The organism is Flavobacterium caeni, assembly GCF_900101895.1.
In the GTDB taxonomy this organism is placed as follows: domain Bacteria; phylum Bacteroidota; class Bacteroidia; order Flavobacteriales; family Flavobacteriaceae; genus Flavobacterium; species Flavobacterium caeni.
On sequence record NZ_FMVF01000004.1, the window covers coordinates 156,307 to 173,813 of the forward strand.

Consider the following 17,507-nt stretch of genomic DNA (forward strand, 5'->3'; position numbering starts at 1 on the left):
TTAAACCGCATTTAAATTTATGTTCCTTGGTATTTACTCAATGCGTAATTCCCAATTTTGAAGTGGTTTTACCCCCCCTGTTGTCGGTTGCATTGACCAAATAAATTCCGCCGGCCAACGGTCCGGTGGGAATGGCTGTGAACTCCGACTCGATTTGCTGGTCATGTACTACCTTTCCGCTTGCGTCTACGATTTTGATATGGACCGGGTAGTTTGCACTGGCGATTTTGACAAAAAACTCCGAATCCGAGGGGTTTGGTTTGATCTCCATGGTGGTCGTCGCGAATTGGTCAACCGCCAACGAAGTATCGGTAATCCTGTAAATTTTCCCCAGCGCTGCCGAAGCAATGTACAATTCGCCGTTCATGTCTTCGCCCAACGACGTCCAGCTAAAACCGGGATTGTTCGGATTGCCCGTCGAGAAATTCGCCGAGTAGGTAATCGCATTGGTGTTGACGTTCACCATCCCGATCCGGTTCAAACACAAATCGGCAAAAAAGTATTTGTCCTGCATGTTCGGATAGGTGGTCCCAGTATACCGGTAGCCTCCCGTGACTGAGCACGCGCCGCCCGAATGGGAATACGTAGCCACAGGAAACGTATAGGTCACGTTCGGATTCGCGCATCCTGGCGAATACACCGCGTTGCCTTCGTAACATTTCCATCCGTAGTTGAGTCCGGCGGTGGTCGAGGTCACGTGGTTGATTTCCTCGATCGCATTCTGGCCCACATCGGCAATCCACAAATCGCCGTTGCCCCGGTCGAACGAAAACTTCCACGGATTGCGAAGTCCGGTGGCCCAAATTTCGTCGTTGCCATCGGCGTTGACAAATGGGTTGTCGGCAGGGTTGCTGTACGGAATATTGCCGTTGGGCGTGTCTACGTCTATGCGCAGCATTTTGCCCAGGTTGTCGTTGATGTTTTGCGCGCGGTTGCCCGGATCGCCGCCGCTTCCGCCGTCGCCCATGCCAATGTAGAGGTAGCCGTCTGGGCCAAATTTGATGGTTCCGCCGTTGTGGTTGCTGAACGGTTGCGCAATGGTGATGAAAGGCGTTCCGGTGGTGAGCGCCAAATCGGGGTTGTTCGGATCAACCGAATAGCGTGCGACAACCGTTGCCCCGTCGCCGCTGCGCGTATAGTTCACAAAGAAATAGCCGTTGGTGGCATACTCAGGATGGAACGCAAGCCCCAACAGTCCGCGTTCGCCGCCTGTGCTGATCGTGGATGTGGTCAAGGTCAGGAAGTTGTTGGGTTTGACCGTACCGTCGGCATTGAGGATACGGATCGCACCCGATTGCTGCACGACAAACAAACGCGAATCGCCGGCATGCGCTATGGCGACGGGTCCTGAGAGCCCGGTGGCAAATTCGGGGATTGCGATGGTCTGCGCAACCGAACTTACCGATAGTGCAAAAAGCAATAAGGTAATTTTAGTTTTCATAGGATTGGTATTTGATTAGAAAGTAAATGTAAACAATATTTGTCCAATCGATTACAGATTGAAAACGAATACCTTACACGATTTCCATCAAAAATCAAATTCCTCGATCGAAGTCGAATCGATTTCCTGCACCAGCTGCTGCTTGGTACGCACATAAGAACGCGCCGGACCGGTCACCATGATCGGCAATTCATAAATGGTGTCTACGGGCGTGATCACGCCGCGCCGCAACATCAAATTGCGCACATGACGGTCGCGGTTGCGCGCATACGGCTTGAGGTTGGCGTCCGAATTGAACTGGTACATGAAACGTCTCGGGCTCGGGATGATGTTGGCCAAAAACAAACACTCGTTGAGCGATAGTTGCGACGGATACTTCTCAAAATAAAAATGCGCCGCTTCGCCAATGCCGTAAATGTTCGGTCCCCATTCGATGATGTTGAAATACACCTCGAGCATGCGTTCCTTGCTTACGATGCGGTTGTTCTCTAAAATGTACACGAGCAAAATCTCCTCGAGTTTGCGCGACAGCGTCTTGTCGCGGGTCAAAAACACGTTCTTGACGAGCTGCATCGAAATGGTACTCGCCCCGCGTGTAAACTTCTTGGTCTTGATGTTTTTGACGATCGATTGCTTGAACGCTTCGTTGATGAAACCCTTGTGCGAAAAAAACGACGGGTCTTCGGTGGTGAGCACCGCCTTGCGCAAATAAGGCGTGATTGACGACAAAGGCGCGTAGTTCGGGTTCGAACTGCCTACGTATATCGGGCGTTGCGGCACGTCGTTGATGATGGCGCGGTACGTAAACGGACCGTTGAGTTTGGCCAAATCGGCCTCGCCATATTTGACGATGCGAAGGTTTTCTTTGTTGAGCTGGCTGTCGAACACCACGCCGTTGGGCTTGTCCTTGTTGTATTCGAAATGCAGACGGTAGTCAAAATTACCCTCGGCTTCCATGCCTTCAAAATGTGTGAACAATCCGTTGGGCAACGATTCGATGAAATCCTGCGCCTTCATTTTCGGGAGCGCTACCTTGAGTTTGTAAATCTTGTCCTTTTCGTTGTTGTATTCCACATACGGATGGAATTTGATGCGGTTGAGTGTTGCCGTCGACGCGCTGTCGATGGCGATAAAATGTTCGCCAAACAAAAAATGATAGTCGAATTGCGCATCCTTGATCACCACGTCCTTGCGCGCAATTTTTTCGTGGTTGACGTGCAAATTCGTGATCGATGTAAACCCGTCTACATGCAGCTCGCGGCCGTCCATATCGATGTTGTCGACCTTAAGCCTTATCGAATCGAACGCAGCCTTCAAATTGTACCGTTCGTCAAAATAAGGCACCTTGATTTTTCCCGTATCGAGGTTAAAGAACCGCAAATCGGTTTGCTTGTTGCGCGGATCGGCCATGCCCGTGATGCGCCAACGCTGCGTAAACGTATTGGTTTGCACCTGGATCGCGCTCTCGAGTTTTTTGTCCTCTAGCGACATCGACATCAAACTCAGTTTGGCGCGTTTGCCCATATCGTCCATGCGCAACGACAGGTTTTCGAGCTTCATGTCGGTCGGGATCAGGTTGAGCGCCTGGTTGAGGATTTTGTAGGCGAGTTCGGCGTAGTTGGTTTTTTTGGCCGATTGTTGTTCGGTTTTGGTTTTCTTGGGCAGAAACGCCTGAAAGTTCTTGCCGTTGGCGTCCTTGACCAGGTTGACGAAACCGTTGCGCGCCTCGAGGCTGCTGAGTTGCAAATCGCCCGTGAGCAGGTTCCAGAAACTGACTTTGGCGCGGATGGATTCGATGACAAACAAGGTGTCGGCCTTTTTGGGAACGAGCCGGATGTCCTGCATGTCTACCGTGGTCAGTCCGTCGAATTGGGCCTGTTTGACCGAAAACGTACAGTCGTAATCGCGGTCCATCTTGTCCGAGATTTCGACGAGCGCCTTTTGCAAAATCGCATCGCGGAAAAACATCGCCCCGGCCACGAGCAAGATAAAAAGCACGCCGACGATCTTGAGCGCAAGGAATATTTTTTGTCTGGCCGTTCTTTTTGTGGACTTCATAACAATTAAAGGTAAAACTTTTATCCGAACAATTCGCCCGCCACGTCTTCGATTTTCGAGACGAGCTTGACGCGGATTTGGGTATTTTTGAGGCTGATTTTATTGTATTTGGACACGAATATGGTCGTGAACCCGAGCTTTTCGGCTTCCTGAATGCGTTGGTCTACGCGGTTCACCGGACGGATTTCACCCGAAAGCCCGACTTCGCCCGCAAAGCAGTAACCCTCGCCAATCGGGATGTCTTCGTTCGACGACAAAATCGCGGCCACCACAGCCAAATCGATCGCAGGATCGTCTACGGTGATGCCGCCGGTGATGTTCAGGAACACATCTTTGGTGCCCAATCTGAATCCCGCGCGTTTTTCCAAAACGGCCAAAATCATGTTGAGCCGTTTGGCGTTGTAACCCGTGGTCGAACGTTGCGGCGTACCATAAACGGCCGTCGACACCAGCGCCTGAATTTCGATCATGAGCGGGCGCATGCCTTCTAGCGTACACGCGATTGCGGTTCCCGAGAGTTCTTCGCCGCGGTGCGAAATCAATATTTCCGACGGGTTGGCTACTTCGCGCAAACCCGAACCCAGCATTTCGTAAATGCCCAATTCTGCCGTCGATCCAAAACGGTTCTTGAGCGAACGCAGGATGCGGTAAACATGATTGCGGTCGCCTTCGAATTGCAAAACCGTGTCGACCATGTGCTCGAGGATTTTGGGCCCTGCGATCGTGCCATCCTTGGTGATGTGGCCGATGAGCAGCACGGGAACGTTGGTTTCCTTGGCAAATTTGATCAGTTCGGCCGTACATTCCCTGATTTGCGAAATGCTTCCCGGCGACGATTCGATGTAGTCGGTGTGCAGCGTTTGGATCGAGTCGATGATGACGATGTCGGGCGCAATCTCGGTGATGCTGCGAAAGATGTTTTGCGTCTTGGTTTCGGTCAGGATGTAGCAATTGTCGGTTTTGGCCGTGATGCGTTCGGCGCGCATCTTGATTTGCTTCTGGCTTTCCTCGCCCGAAACATACAGGGTTTTGTAGGGCAAACGCAGCGAAATCTGCAACAGTAACGTACTCTTGCCGATGCCGGGTTCGCCGCCCAGCAAAATGAGCGACCCGGGAACAATCCCGCCGCCCAGCACACGGTTGAGTTCGCCGTCAAACGAATCCATCCGGATTTCCTGCGCCGAATCGATATCGCCCACCTTGAGCGGTTTGGGCGCGCGTTTGGATTCGTTAGAAGTCGTGGTCTTCCAGGTTTGTTTTTCGTCTTTCTGGATCAGCTCCTCGACGATGGTATTCCACTGCTTACAAGCGTTGCATTGGCCCTGCCATTTGGCATATTGCGTGCCGCAATGCTGGCAAAAGAACGCCGTCTTGATTTTTGACATAAAAAGTTACATGTTCTTGAGTTCGTCGGCGCGGTCGAGCATCATGTCCTTGGTCAAATCGCCGATTTCGTCTTTCTGAAACGCGTTTTGAAAGTGCTTGATGGCCTTTTTGATGTCGCCGGTTTTTTCGTACATCATGCCCAACTCGTAGTCGGCCAGCATCGATTGCGGATAATTTTTCTTGGCCAATTGCGCCAATTGCTCGAACTCGCCATAGGCCTTGTTTTTGAGGATGGCAGCTTCGATCGCCTTGAAATCGTTAAGGCGGATCTGCAAATCCATGCTCAGCGATTTTTCGATGACTTCGTATTTTTTGACCAGATAATCGACATAGCCCGACGGGAGCACCGCAATTTTCTGATCGAACTCGGCCGTCGAGATGGGTTGGTAAATCTGGAAAAAGTCGTACAAAGCGTTCGGGATCGAATGCAGCACAAGCGAGTAGTGCGAGGCGCCCTTGAACTCGTCGAAGTAATATTGCAACGTCGGTTTTTGGATTTTCTTGGCCTCGGCATCGAGCTTCAGGATGCGTTGCTGCATTTTCTTGACATCGCCGTCGGCCGTCGATTGGTAGTAGTAAATCGTTTTTTGGATGGCCTGGAAACGCTCGGGCAATTGTTCTTCCATGCCCAGCGGCAATTCGGGGCTCATCGAAATGTAGGCGTCGAACAACGGCTGGTCTTTGTACAAATAGAAATTCATGAATCCGGCCGTGGTGTCGTGGCCCGCAATCATCTTGAACGGTGCGATGCGGTAATTTTTTTCGATCGCCGGCACGAGTTCCTGGCCAATGAATTCAAAAAAGGCCTCTCCGCTTTCGGCGGGCAGCCCCGTGGTTTCGTCTACGGCGCAGTCGGTATAGCGTTCGTCTTTTTTGTTTTGGACGACACCCACGATGATCATTTCGGGAATGTCGTCCCAATAGGCGCCATAATTGAGCGCGCCCTGGAACGCATCGAACAGGTAATCGCCGTCGAGCAGCACCAAAAGCGGGTACTTTTTCGACTTGTTGCTTTCGTAAGATGGCGGCAGTCCGATGATGATTTCGCGGTCGCCATTGAGTTTTTTTGAGGTTAAGATTTCGACTGTCTTTTGGGACTGGACAGGTACAACGCACAAGAATGCGATGCATAAAAACAGATTTCTCATGGAATGTTTTGTTGGTTAATCGATGTTTTTTATGAAATCGACCCCAAGGTAAGAATTATTTGCTTCGGTTTAAGACGGGAAGCAATAAAAACGATAGCGCGCCGAGCACCACCACCACGACCATTTGCGAAGTCCAAACAATCCAACCAAAAGCGTTGCCCACGGTTTCTGAAATGGCATAAACGAGCAGGATTTTTGAAATCAGGAACGGGTACGAACCAAACCCCGAATTGGTGAACGCAATGGCGATGCTGCCCACGACAAACGATGTCACGACAGCCCCGAACGATAGGCTGCTGGTTTCCTCAAACGTAAATATCGTTACCCAAAACATCAAAATATAAGATGCCCAAATGAAGATCGTGTGCAGCAAAAAAGCCCATTTTTGTTCCATGTGCACAATCGAAAAAACGCCTTCTTTGAGTCCGCTTACGTGTTTTTTGAGTTTGAGGATCAAGGGCGATTTCGAGTACAGGTATACCATCAGCAGCGCCGTAAATACGAACACGCCTACTATGGCCGCGATGACCAATTTGTTCAGCGGGATTTTGTCGAGGATGAATGCCTTGGCGATATCGAACTGCAAGACAACGGCCAAAAGCATGAACAACAGCAGGATGACCATGTCTACGATGCGTTCGGCCACAATACTGCCAAAACCTTTGTCAAACGGGATGCCGTCGTATTTTTTGACGATGACCGCACGCGAAATCTCGCCCGATTTGGGAACGGTCAGGTTCAACAAATAGCCAATGTTGACGGCCATGAAGTTGTTCCTGAACCGCGAACGATAGCCCATGTGCTCGAGCGCGAATTTCCATCGGTAGGCGCGCGACGCGTTGCCAAGGACGGCGATGACGGCCGCGACAAAAATGTAAAGGTAATCGGCGTTGTTGAAGTAGCCCTTGATCTCGGCAATTTGCTCGGGCGTAAATTTTTCGTAGGTATAGACAATCAGGTAAATACCGAGCAGGATCGGCAAGAGGATCGACAGCCATTTGACCAACATGCTTTTCACGCCACTTTGGCCAGCAACGTCATCGGTATTGGCTTCGGGAGCGGCGTTTTCTTGCACGGTAAAAAGGGCTTAAGACAACGAGTTGTTCTTTTCGTTGGGGAAAATCAAGGCAGGTTTGAACTTTTTGGCCTCTTCGATGTCAAGAATGCCGTAAGCGATGATGATGATGATATCGCCTTGGTGTACTTTTCTAGCCGCCGGACCGTTGAGCGTGATTTCGCCGCTGTTTCGGTTGCCTTTGATGACGTAGGTTTCGAGTCGTTCGCCGTTGTTGACGTTGACGATCGAGACCTTTTCGCCTTCGATCAGGTTGGCCGCTTCCATAAGCGCTTCGTCTATGGTGATGCTGCCGATGTAATTCAAATCGGCGCCCGTAACCGTAACGCGATGGATCTTAGATTTTACTACGTGAACTTGCATGGGGCAAAGGTAATTTAATTTAATGAAATAGTATCGATCAATCTGATTTTGTTAACAAACACGGCGATGAACGCACGGTATTTTTTACCCGGTTCGATCGTTGCGATCGGTTCCAAAGTCGCCTCGTCGGCGATCTCAAAATACTCCAAATCGAAACCTGCTGTTTTTTCGAACGTATCGGTCACAAAATCGGCGACGCGTTTAGCATTTTCCGTGCCAAACCGCTTTTTGGCAGCCAGCAGCGTCTGGTAGATGACAGCGGCTTTTTCACGTTCCTCGGCCGAAAGCCGTTCGTTGCGCGAGCTCATCGCCAGTCCGTTGGGTTCGCGAAAAATAGGGCAGCCCACCACGTTGACGGGCAGCTTGGTTTTTTCGACCAATTTCTTGACAATCTGCAACTGCTGGAAATCCTTCTCGCCAAAATAGGCGTTGTCGGGTTTTACGATTTCGAACAAACGGTGTACGATGGTGCCCACCCCGTCAAAATGTCCGGGTCTGAAACGGCCCTCCATTTGGTTTTCGAGTCCGTCAAAATCGTAGTGTTTCGATACAGTGTTGCCCTGGTACATGTCGTCTACGCCAGGTGCAAAAACGATGATTTTTGGGTTGAGTTTTTCGATCTTGGCCACGTCGGCGTCAAGCGTGCGCGGGTATTTGGCCAGGTCTTCGGGATTGTTGAACTGCGTGGGGTTGACAAAAATACTGATGACCGTCAGGTTGTTTTCGCGCATCGATTCGCGCAAAAGCGAGAGGTGCCCTTCGTGCAAAGCGCCCATGGTCGGTACAAATCCGATGCTTTTCTCGCGGCGGTTCCCGCGTACAGGCGTCTCCGATTTCAAGTGGGCCTGCAAATCGGCCGGGCTGTTGAAAATGAGCATGCAGTAGCGATTAAATACGGTGCAAACTTAATCTTTTAGTGGTTAACTGCGCAAAATTTTGTACTTTTGCGTGTTTTTTGTTGACAATAAGTAAAGTAAATTTTGGATATGGAGGATAAGAGGATATTGTACGTATCATCTGAAGTGGTGCCTTATCTGGCTGAAAATGAAGTCTCTTTGATGTCTTACGACGTGCCTAAAATGATCAACGATCAGGGTGGGCAAATCAGGATCTTCATGCCGCGGTACGGGAATATTAATGAGCGCAGACACCAATTGCACGAAGTCATTCGGCTTTCGGGGATGAACCTGGTGGTCAATGACCTTGACATGCCGCTGATCATCAAGGTGGCATCGATTCCCAAGGAGCGCATCCAGGTTTATTTCATCGACAACGACGAGTATTTCAAACGCAAGGCCACTTTTACCGACGAAGACGGCGTGCTGTATCCCGACAACGACGAGCGTTCTATTTTTTTCGCCAAAGGCGTGGTCGAAACGGTCAAGAAACTCAATTGGGTACCCGACATCATCCACGTGCACGGCTGGCTCGCGTCGCTTTTGCCGATTTACATGAAACATTACTACAAGGATGAAGCGTTGTTTGCCGATACCAAAATCGTCACGTCGGTTTATACCCCTTCGTTTGAGGGCACACTCGACAGTGAAATGATGAACAAGGTCAAGTTCGACAATGTGCCGCAAGAGGCCATCAGTTTCCTTGAAACGCCCAATTACGAGAACATCCTCAAGACGGCCGTCAACCACTCCGATGCCGTGGTAATCGCGTCCGAAAACCTGCCCGCAAGTTTAACAAAATTTATAGAATCATCGGGCAAACCTTTTCTACCTTTCGTCGCCAAAGAAAAATTTGCCGAGGCTTACACGGCATTTTACAAAAACACGGTGCTATAAGCTTTTACACATGAAATTGAATTCGATTTTTGCTTCTTTTTTAGTCCTTTTTTCAATAGGTCTTTTTGTGGCCTGTGATACCGATGCGAACGAAATGGGCGCCAACATTGTCGGCGACGACAACTTTGCGTTTGGCGACCCCGAAGATTTTGACTTCCTGGCCTACAACCAGGCGCTCGGTCCGGTAGAGACCAGCAACCTTGCCGTGCAGCAGTTGGGTGTTTACAACGACCCTGTGTTTGGCAAGACCACGGCGCACATTGTAGTGCAGGCTTTGATGTCGGTACAGCCGACAAACATAAGTTACGCCAGGGTACCGGTGGTAGATAAAGTGGTTTTAAACATACCTTATTTTAGCACGTTGACCTATACGGATCCTGACGCGGAAACGGCAAATACCTATGAACTCGATTCGGTGTACAACAAAGCCTCGAAGATAAACCTGCAAGTATATGAGTCGCTCTTTTACCAAAGGGCCGTAGATCCTGAAACTGGCGAGACGCAAAAATACTACTCCGATCAAATAGCGGCGTTCGAAGGTGCGGTTGGGAGCACGCTGCTCAACGATTCGGAACTCCCTGAACAAAACACCGAGTTTATTTTTACCGAGCTGGGCGGTTTTTCGGAAGACGAAGAAGGAAACAAAACCAAGGTAGGGCCGTCGATGAATCTTTTGCTCAACAAGGATTTTTTTGCCAACAAGATTATGGCCGAGGCCGCATCGGGGAATTTGGTCAACAACAACGTTTTTGTGAACTATTTCCGAGGATTGCACTTTAAGGTGTCACAATCCGGTTCGGATGCGGGCGCGTTGGCGTTGCTCGACATAAGTAAGGGGACGATCAAAATCCACTACCATCAGTATGTGTCCGACCCTACACCCGAAAACCCAACACCAGATACCGAAGACAAAATCATTACCCTGAACCTTTCGGGCAAGTCGGTCAATTTGAAGCAACACGAAAACACCGGGACTTTCGAGAATGCTTTGAACAATGCCGCACCGGCTACGGGCGACGCGCAACTTTTTGTCAAAGGCGGGCAGTCGATGGCGGTGATCGAGTTGTTCAAGACCAAGGCCGAACTCGATGCGTTGCGTCAATCGGTACGCAACAATTGGCTCATCAACGATGCGAGCCTTACGTTTTATGTAGACCGCGACGCCATGGGCAGCGCTACCGATGAGCCGAACCGTATTTACCTGTACGACATCAACAACAAAGTACCGTTGATCGATTATTCGACCGACCAGCTCACGTCCTTTGCCAGTGTCAAGTACAACAAGAGGTCGCATGGCGGGATCATCGTCAAGGAAGACGGCCGCGGCACGCTCTATAAAGTAAGAATTACCAACCATATCCGCAAGCTGATGACCAACGATACGATCACCAATGTCAAGCTCGGGTTGGTGGTCACCGAGAATATTAACGTTACATCGAATAAAAGCGTCAAGACACCAATACTTTTACCGCAGATTGATACATTTGCGTCGTTCTTGTTGAAAGACACGCCTCAAATGAACATTGCCAACCCGTTCGGGACCATACTTTGGGGCAATACGCCAGGCGTTCCCGACGACAAGAAAATGAAATTTACGATTTATTTTACGAAACCAAATTAGTAAAACCATGTGTGGAATTGTTGGGTATATAGGACATAGGGAAGCGTATCCCATCGTCATCAAAGGATTGAAACGCCTCGAGTACAGAGGGTATGACAGCGCGGGCGTCATGGTCTATGACGGCACCAGCGTCAAATTGTCTAAAACCAAGGGCAAGGTTTCGGACCTCGAAGCCAAGGCCAAAGAAATCACGACCACCGGAACCATCGGGATAGGGCATACGCGTTGGGCGACCCACGGGGTGCCGAACGATGTGAACTCGCACCCGCACGTTTCGAATTCGGGCGACTTGGTGATCATCCACAACGGCATCATCGAAAACTACGAGCCGCTCAAAAAAGAACTCATCAAACGCGGGTACAAATTCCACTCGGACACCGATACCGAAGTGCTCGTAAACCTGATCGAGGAAGTCCAGAAAAAGGAAAACCTCAAATTGGGCAAGGCCGTTCAGGTCGCGCTCAACCAGGTTGTCGGCGCTTATGCTATTTGCGTTTTCGACAAAAAGAAACCCGATGAAATCGTAGCGGCACGCTTGGGCAGCCCGCTCGCGATCGGCGTAGGCAAAGACGAGTTCTTCGTGGCTTCGGATGCATCGCCGTTCATCGAATACACCTCGAATGCGATCTATCTCGAAGACGAGGAAATGGCCGTGGTTCGTTTGAACAAGCCGCTCAAAATTAGAAAAATCAAAGACGACTCGCTCGTCGACCCTTACGTACAGGAATTGCAGATGAACCTCGAGCAAATCGAGAAAGGCGGTTACGACCACTTTATGCTCAAGGAAATCTACGAACAACCGAGCGTTATCAAGGATACCTACCGCGGTCGTTTACACGCCAACGAAGGCCTGATCCAGATGGCGGGCGTCGAGGACAACCTCGAGAAATTCCTCAATGCCGACCGTATCTTGATCGTGGCTTGCGGAACCTCTTGGCACGCAGGCTTGGTTGCCGAATACATTTTTGAAGAATTCACACGTATTCCGGTAGAAGTAGAATACGCTTCGGAATTCAGATACAGAAACCCGATCATCAACCCGGGCGATGTGGTGATCCCGATCTCGCAATCGGGCGAAACCGCCGATACGTTGGCCGCCATCAAACTCGCCAAAGAGAAAGGCGCGTTTGTTTTTGGTGTGTGCAACGTGGTGGGCTCGTCGATCTCTCGCGAGACGCATGCGGGCGCTTATACGCACGCAGGGCCAGAAATCGGGGTGGCGTCGACCAAGGCGTTCACGACCCAAATTACCGTCCTTACGATGATTGCGTTGCGTTTGGCCAAGGCCAAAGGAACGTTGTCGAATTCTGATTTCCACCGCTATTTGCAGGAACTCGAAATCATTCCAGAAAAAGTACAGGAAGCCTTGGAAACCAATGACGTGACCAAGACGATTGCCGCCAAGTTCAAGGATTCTACGAATTGTTTGTACCTGGGCCGCGGATACAACTTCCCGGTGGCTTTGGAAGGCGCGCTCAAGTTAAAGGAGATTTCCTATATTCACGCCGAGGGTTATCCGGCAGCCGAAATGAAGCACGGCCCTATCGCGCTCATCGACGAACACATGCCGGTGATTGTCATCGCGCCAAAGCAAGGCCACTACGACAAAGTGGTGTCGAACATCCAGGAGATCAAGTCGCGCAGCGGCAAAATCATCGCGGTGGTCACCAAGGGCGATACGCAAGTACGCGAATTGGCCGATTATGTGATCGAAATCCCAGATACTTCCGATGCGCTGTCGCCACTGTTGACTACGATTCCGTTACAGTTGTTGTCGTACCACATTGCCGTGATGCGCGGATGCAACGTAGACCAGCCGAGAAACCTGGCCAAATCGGTGACGGTAGAATAAGTCTTTCACGACCAAACATAGTAAAAGCGGGCATTGTCCCGCTTTTTTGTTTATATCCTGTTCGTAAATTTTGTTTTTTATGATTAATACAATTTTGCGCTCATTTAGTATGAGTGCATAGTATTTTTTGTAGGATTTTTTAAAATATGTTAATAAAAGTTTAAAATTATCAAATACCAAATAGTTAAAAAAGGCCGCATAATATTGCGGATTTTTAGTTTTACGATAACGTTTTCTTAGAATATTAAAAATATTTGTACTTTGGCATTATAAACCAATCAAATCTAACTCATGAAAGTGTACTTATTTATTTTGACCTTGTTGTTTTGTGGCGTCGTACACGCGCAAACGACGGTTACAGGTTCGGTGACGGACAACACCGGACAGCCCGTTCCCGGGGCCAACGTCAAAGTGGTCGGGGACAGCGCCGGGACAGTCACCGACGACACCGGGAAATTCACCTTGAATACGTCGGCAACACCGCCCTTTTCGATAGAAATATCGAGCGTTGGGTATGGCACCAAGACGGCACAAGTGCAATCGAACAACCAAATGGTGAGCGTTTCGCTGACCGATCAGGAGAACAAGCTTGACGAGATTGTCGTTTCGGCTTCGCGCACACCGGAACGGGTACTCGAATCGCCGGTAACCATCGAGCGTATGAGCCAGCAAGCCATCAAGGCCACCACGGCGGCGTCTTATTACGACGGGCTCGAAAACCTCAAAGAAGTACACTTCAACACCAGCAGTTTGTCGTTCAAATCGATCAACACCCGCGGCTTCTCGACCGTGGCCAACACGCGTTTCATGCAGTTGGTAGACGGGATGGACAACTCGTCGCCGGCGCTCAACTTCGTATTGGGTAACCTGATTGGGATCTCTGAACTCGACGTGGCCAATGTCGAATTGTTGCCGGGTGCGTCTTCGGCACTTTACGGCGCCAACGCGTTCAACGGCATCTTGTTCATGAACAGCAAAAGCCCGTTCTTGAGCGAAGGCATCAGCACTTATGTCAAATACGGTCAAACCACGCAGGACGTGGCCGGAACCAACGATTATTGGGATGTGGGCATCCGCGCAGCCAAGAAGTTCACCAGACATTTTGCGGCCAAAGCCAACTTTACGTTCCTCAAAGCCACCGAATGGATCGCTGCCGATACGCGAAACGTAGAAAACAGCAACATCATCGACAACCCTGATGCCATCGGACACGCGGCCAATCTCGATTACGATGGATTGAACATCTATGGCGACGAGGCCAAAACCAACCTCAAAGGCGTCGGCCAGACGTTGGCAGCCATGGGCTTGCTCCCGAACCCGGACCTGGTCAACTTATTGCCAAGCGTAGACGTGAGCCGTACGGGTTATGCCGAAAAGGACATGAGCGACAACAAGATCCAGAACCTCAAAGCCGATTTCTCGTTGCATTTCAAGCCGTGGGACAACGATTTTGAGATCATCCTACAGAGCAAGATCGGAACGGGCAACACCATTTATCAGGGTGCCAACCGCTACTACCTCAAGAATTTTTACATGAACCAAAACAAGATCGAACTCAAGAAAGACAATTTCTTTGTTCGGTTCTATATGACAGATGAAGATGCGGGCGACTCTTATGACATGCGTTTCGCAGGTTTGGCCGTCAACAACATGTGGAAGTCGAACAACACTTGGTTCGGCGAATATGCAGGTGCATACATCCAGTCTACTTTGGCAGGACAAACGCCGGCCGTGTCGCACATGATTGCGCGCTCGGTGGCCGATACCGGACGATTCCTCCCGGGAAGCCCTGAGTTCAAACAAGCCTTGGCGGCGGCCAGCGACGACCCGAACCTGCAAACGGGTTCCAAGTTCATCGACCAATCGCAACTGTGGCATGGCGACGCCAACTACAATTTCAAGAACGAGATCAAGTTTGCCGAAATCCAGGTGGGCGGTTCTTGGCGACAATACATCATGGACTCGCAAGGCACGATCTTTACCGATTTCGACGGCCCGCTCAAATATGAAGAGTACGGTGCCTATGCACAATTGGTCAAGAAATTCATGGCCGAGGAGCGACTCAAACTGACCGCTTCGGTACGTTACGACAAAAGCCAGAACTTTGACGGATTCTTCTCTCCGCGTGTCGCGTTGGGCTATGCGGCAGGATCGAACAAACAGCACAACTTCCGCTTGTCTTACCAAACAGGTTTCAGGAACCCGACCACGCAAGACCAGTACATCGGACTCGATTTGGGCCCGACGGTTTATGCCTTGATCGGTTCGGCGCCGGACAACCTGTCGCGTTACACCGAAGTTCGTCAGGTAAGCCAGGCCGGTATAGATGCTGGTCAACCCACAGAGGTGACACTCGATGGTAATTTGGCCTACAACAACTCTTACAGCGTCCAATCGGTAAGGGAGTTCCGTAACTCGGGCGATGCCAGCGTTTTGAGAAAAGCCAATTTCGACCTCGTCAAGCCAGAGCGCGTACAAGCGTTTGAAGTGGGTTACCGTTCGGTGATCAACAACGATTTGTCGGTCGACATCAGCGGATACTACAACATCTACAACGACTTCCTGAACCAGGTGCGCGTCTTGACGCCATTGTACGGAACCGTCGGTACACAAACGGGTGCCGAAGCGGTTTCGAGAGGCGATTTGCGTACGTTCCAGATTTACACCAACACAGGTGCTACCGTGACCTCGTTTGGTATCGGAATCGGTTTGTCTAAAAAGATCTACCGCAACTTCGAGTTGGGTGTCAACTACAACCACGCGCAGTTTGAATTTGACGAAACCGAGGACCCTGATTTCATCCCGGGCTTCAACACGCCAGAGCACCGTTTCAAGGCGATGTTGGGCAACGATTCGGTCGTCAAGACGGCCAAGTTCCAATTGGGCTTCAACACCAACGTGCGTTGGAGCGACGAATACTTGTGGCAATCGACTTTCGCCGAAGGCATGATTCCAGAAGTGACGGTATTCGATGCGCAAATCACCATGGGCTTCCCGACGCTCAAGTCGGTACTCAAAGTGGGCGGCAACAACCTTTTCGGAGAAGACTACCTGCAGGTGGTGGGTGCCGGAAGGATCGGACAACAGTGGTTTGTAGGACTCACCATCAACCCTTAATCGTTTTACAATGAAAAATAACAATATCATGATCAGAAATTTCAAATGGTTGTTGGTGGCATCGCTGGCCTTTACAGCCTGTAGTGACGACGACGAAACGACCATCGCGCCAGAGGTCATCACTTCTGGGCAAGCCGACTTTTCGAACTATGTGGCGCTTGGCGACTCGTTCGCGGCGGGCTACAGCGACAACGCACTGTTTGTGATGGGGCAACAAAATGCCTACACCAGCATACTCGCCCAGCAATTCATGCTCGCGGGCGGTGGCGAATTCAATATCCCGCTCATGGCCGACAACATTGGCGGCTTCAGCTCGGGTGGGGTTCAAGTCCCGCAATTCCCGACACGCCTCTGGTTCAATGCCGATACTTCTACACCGTTGAATGTCGACGGGCCTACCACAACCGGCCTGACCGATCACCTGACCGGATCGTTCAACAACATGGGTATTCCCGGTGCCAAGAGTTTCCATCTGGTGACCCCGGGTTATGCGACGCTCAATCCTTATTTCGGACGTTTTGCATCGTCGACCTCCACCACCGTCGTGGCCGATGCCGTGGCGCAAGGCCCTTCGTTCTTTTCTTTGTGGATAGGCGGTAACGACGTGTTGTCGTATGCGACTTCGGGCGGTATCGGGACCAACCAAACGGGCAACCTCGATCCGTCGACCTATGGCGGAAACGACATCACCGACCCGAACGTATTTGCGAACGTTTACTCAAACATTGTCAATGGCTTGACTTCTGGCGGTGCCAAAGGTGTTGTCGCCAACCTTCCGTATGTCAATGCATTACCTTATTTTACGGCAGTTCCATACAACCCAGTTCCGCTTGATGCGCAATCGGTGGCCTTGCTCACCGCGGCTTATGCGCAATACAACGACGCATTGCAATTGGCCGCCTCCATGGGAGCCATCACCGCAGCCGAAGCCAAGAGAAGAACCATCACGTTTCACGTCGGCGAAGAGAATCCGGTGGTAATCGTAGACAGCTACCTGACCAACCTGAGCGGTTTGGGCATCCCGTCTTACCGTCAGGCCACGGCCGATGATTTGATTGTTTTGCCGGCCAGGAGCTTTATCGGAACACTGGTGGGCGGCAACGCGCAGGCCATTAACGGCGTGTCGGTGCCTTTGGCCGACAACTGGGTGCTGACCGTTGATGAAGTCAACGAGGTGCGCATTGCAACGGATTCGTACAACGCAACCATTCAGTCTATAGCCGCCTCAAAAGGTTTGGCGTTTGTCGATGCCAAGGCCATCATGGAAGATTTGCTCGACGGCGGCATCGTTCGTAACGGCTATACCATGAAGACCGATTATGTCACAGGCGGTATGTTCTCGCTCGACGGTGTACACCCAAGCCCGAGAGGTTACGCGCTTATCGCCAATTTCTTTGCAGCGGCCGTCAACGCGACGTATGGGTCAAATTTACCCGATGTAGACCTGACCGATTACAGGATTCTGTATCCGAAGCAGCTTTAAGAAAAGCCATCACCATAAGACCATCCGCTCCGGTATTTCGGGGCGGATGTTTTTTTACGCACTATTTTAAGCGACGGAACGGGCTTGCAAACAATACCGTAAAAAACAGTTATTTTTTTCTCGAAAAATTATTGGTTTTCTATTTTTATGGATTATCTTTGCGCTCGGAA

12 protein-coding genes are annotated in these 17,507 nt (G+C 50.6%); 5 read left to right on the forward strand and 7 right to left on the reverse strand.

Annotated elements, in window-relative coordinates:
- Positions 1-37: 37 nt before the first annotated feature.
- The 7 genes from BLP55_RS04765 to panC all read right to left on the reverse strand — a co-directional run bounded on the left by BLP55_RS04765 (position 38) and on the right by panC (position 8,349).
- Positions 38-1,441: a PQQ-dependent sugar dehydrogenase gene (locus BLP55_RS04765; protein ID WP_091141183.1), complete on the reverse strand. Its 1,404-nt coding sequence runs from the start codon at positions 1,439-1,441 to the stop codon at positions 38-40.
- Positions 1,442-1,528: 87 nt separating this feature from the next.
- Complete coding sequence (locus BLP55_RS04770) at positions 1,529-3,499, reverse strand: transglycosylase domain-containing protein (protein ID WP_091141184.1); 1,971 nt, start codon at positions 3,497-3,499, stop codon at positions 1,529-1,531.
- Between the two features lie 20 nt (positions 3,500-3,519).
- Positions 3,520-4,884, reverse strand: a complete 1,365-nt coding sequence (gene radA, locus BLP55_RS04775) for a DNA repair protein RadA (protein WP_091141185.1) — start codon at positions 4,882-4,884, stop codon at positions 3,520-3,522.
- A gap of 6 nt (positions 4,885-4,890) precedes the next feature.
- Complete coding sequence (locus BLP55_RS04780; RefSeq protein WP_091141186.1) at positions 4,891-6,033, reverse strand: alpha/beta hydrolase-fold protein; 1,143 nt, start codon at positions 6,031-6,033, stop codon at positions 4,891-4,893.
- Positions 6,034-6,088: 55 nt separating this feature from the next.
- Entirely contained in the window at positions 6,089-7,108 is a 1,020-nt protein-coding gene (locus BLP55_RS04785; RefSeq protein ID WP_244503419.1) for a lysylphosphatidylglycerol synthase transmembrane domain-containing protein, read from the reverse strand.
- Between the two features lie 12 nt (positions 7,109-7,120).
- Complete coding sequence (panD, locus tag BLP55_RS04790) at positions 7,121-7,471, reverse strand: aspartate 1-decarboxylase (protein ID WP_091141187.1); 351 nt, start codon at positions 7,469-7,471, stop codon at positions 7,121-7,123.
- Positions 7,472-7,485: 14 nt separating this feature from the next.
- Entirely contained in the window at positions 7,486-8,349 is an 864-nt protein-coding gene (gene panC / locus BLP55_RS04795; protein ID WP_091141188.1) for a pantoate--beta-alanine ligase, read from the reverse strand.
- Between the two features lie 108 nt (positions 8,350-8,457).
- Here panC and BLP55_RS04800 point away from each other — a divergent pair, with 108 nt between their 5' ends.
- From BLP55_RS04800 to BLP55_RS04820, 5 genes are all read left to right on the forward strand, one after another.
- Entirely contained in the window at positions 8,458-9,264 is an 807-nt protein-coding gene (locus BLP55_RS04800) for a glycogen/starch synthase (RefSeq protein ID WP_091141189.1), read from the forward strand.
- Positions 9,265-9,331: 67 nt separating this feature from the next.
- Positions 9,332-10,885, forward strand: a complete 1,554-nt coding sequence (locus BLP55_RS04805; RefSeq protein ID WP_170826787.1) for a BamH family beta-barrel-assembly machinery protein — start codon at positions 9,332-9,334, stop codon at positions 10,883-10,885.
- A 7-nt stretch (positions 10,886-10,892) separates the two neighbouring features.
- Positions 10,893-12,737, forward strand: a complete 1,845-nt coding sequence (glmS, locus tag BLP55_RS04810; protein WP_091141191.1) for a glutamine--fructose-6-phosphate transaminase (isomerizing) — start codon at positions 10,893-10,895, stop codon at positions 12,735-12,737.
- Positions 12,738-13,028: 291 nt separating this feature from the next.
- A complete protein-coding gene (locus BLP55_RS04815) occupies positions 13,029-15,854 on the forward strand; it encodes a carboxypeptidase-like regulatory domain-containing protein (protein WP_091141192.1) in 2,826 nt (941 codons plus the stop codon).
- 10 nt (positions 15,855-15,864) lie between these two features.
- Entirely contained in the window at positions 15,865-17,337 is a 1,473-nt protein-coding gene (locus BLP55_RS04820; RefSeq protein WP_244503420.1) for an SGNH/GDSL hydrolase family protein, read from the forward strand.
- Positions 17,338-17,507 lie beyond the last annotated feature (170 nt).